The organism is Novipirellula sp. (assembly GCF_041583735.1).
Classification (GTDB): domain Bacteria; phylum Planctomycetota; class Planctomycetia; order Pirellulales; family Pirellulaceae; genus Novipirellula.
In genome coordinates this window covers 1-1,691 of record NZ_JBFHFD010001023.1, presented here as the reverse complement: position 1 = coordinate 1,691, position 1,691 = coordinate 1, and the positions used below count along the sequence as shown (strand labels likewise).

Sequence of the window (1,691 nt, the reverse complement as noted above, 5' to 3'; positions counted from 1 at the left end):
TTGGCCGCTGGTGGCGTTCCTGAAATCGTTTCCAGAAATGGACGTGACGACCTATTTGAACCATGTTCAGGTGTCGATGGAGACCGATTCGGCGACGAAGCAACTTGTCGCAGACGCATGTGCGTCTTGTCATGGTGCTCGCGGTCATGGCCGCGCCGGAGACCGCGTTCCCGTGATCGCCGGGCAAAACCGCGAGTATCTCGAGATGACGCTCGAGGCATTTAAAACGGGGCAGCGGCACAGTGGGATCATGGAACCGATCGCAGCTCGGCTGGACGCAGCGGAAATTCGAAACCTGGCCGAATATTTCTCAAAACAGCCCGAACGTCCGTCGCAAAGCGGTAACGACGAGCCGTCATCAGCTCCGGCGGAGGCCAAGACGCGTGAATTAAATGAATCCGAACAAATGTTGTACGAACTGGGGAAATCGCTCGCCAATCATGGTGACGGACCGCTGAAGATCGCATCCTGTGTCGAGTGTCACGGCCCCACCCCGATTGACCGCAGTGTCGAGTATCCTCGGTTGGAAGGTCAGCCAGCAGCTTACCTACGTCAGCAGTTGCAGCTGTTTGCCGATCAAGCTCGTGGCGGCACCGAAAATGTGGATTTGATGCAGGTGATCGCCAGCAAGTTGTCCGACGAACAGATCCATGCGTTAGCGTTGTACTACTCTCGCTGAACGCTTTAGTTTCCGATGCGGTCAACTTGGAAAATCGATTTTTCTGGTGACCGGTAGAGGTAGCATGAATTTTGTGTAGGGACCTCCAGCCATTTTTTGCAGTGCTTCCATGAATAAACTACCTCATCTCGAAGGGATTTTTAGACATTAGCCGGTGGTAAACGCAGCGACACCACCGGAAAGTGAAAACAATACCCACCGTCGATCCCGGAGGGATCGTGAACCAACTCGGCGGCAAACCGCTGAAAATCGGCGGCGTCGAAGATCAGGTTCATCTGCTGATTGGATTGAAGCCCACGCATCAATTTTCCGACTTCATGCGCGAGTTAAAGAAGTCTTCAAGCAAATGGGGTCAGGAAACGATTCTCTATCCGCCGATTCAATGGCAGCTAATACCGTTGAATTAATCACCAACGAAGGCGGCGCCCGACTGGGAGGGGCGAGTGTAGCAACAAATGAAAATTGCATCGCCTCGGTTTACGTAGCACCCTCTTACATCGATTTCCAATAGTCGCGATGTCGTTTCAGGAACCTCTTTTTCTTTTCGGCAAACATCCGTGTCCCAAGGCTGAATGCGTGTGATTCGAGTTGTGCCGAGCGTTGATCGATCAAGCCAGCGAAGGCGTCGGTGATCTTGCGGCTGCCGTAGTCACGGGGGGAATTGTAGATGCGAAGTTTCAGCACCGCTAAATCGTGATGCAAACCGAGCCAATCGCCTAGACGCTCTGCCTCGGTTTGCCGCGTCTGCATCACTGGCGGCCAGAGACATCGCAAAAGGTTACAGTGGTACGAATGATATTTGACTCGTTTTCGCCATTCATGAAACGTTTCGCTGGATGGTTTGTGTTGAGCGTCCTCGATCGCAGTGCGTGCGCGAGAGTAGGTCTCCGCGAACCCGAGACTCCAGGCATCGTATCCCTTAGCGTCCAATCGCCATCGGCGAACACGTTGGAGTGCCTTGTTGAACTGGCCTCGGGCTTCGCCGAGTTGCTTTTCGACATCCATATCGTGT

3 protein-coding genes are annotated in these 1,691 nt (G+C 53.5%); 2 read left to right on the top strand and 1 reads right to left on the bottom strand.

Translation table 11 applies throughout. The features are described from left to right. Together ABX962_RS35690 and ABX962_RS35685 are read left to right on the top strand one after the other, a co-directional pair. On the top strand, window positions 1–679 hold a 679-nt coding region (locus ABX962_RS35690; protein ID WP_372726405.1), incomplete at its 5' end, for a cytochrome c. Between the two features lie 218 nt (window positions 680–897). Continuing rightward, complete coding sequence (locus tag ABX962_RS35685) at window positions 898–1,086, top strand: transposase (protein WP_372726404.1); 189 nt, start codon at window positions 898–900, stop codon at window positions 1,084–1,086. 85 nt (window positions 1,087–1,171) lie between these two features. Here the strand turns inward: ABX962_RS35685 and ABX962_RS35680 are convergent. Then, window positions 1,172–1,691: CHAD domain-containing protein (locus tag ABX962_RS35680; protein WP_372726403.1), on the bottom strand; the 520-nt coding region annotated here is incomplete at its 5' end.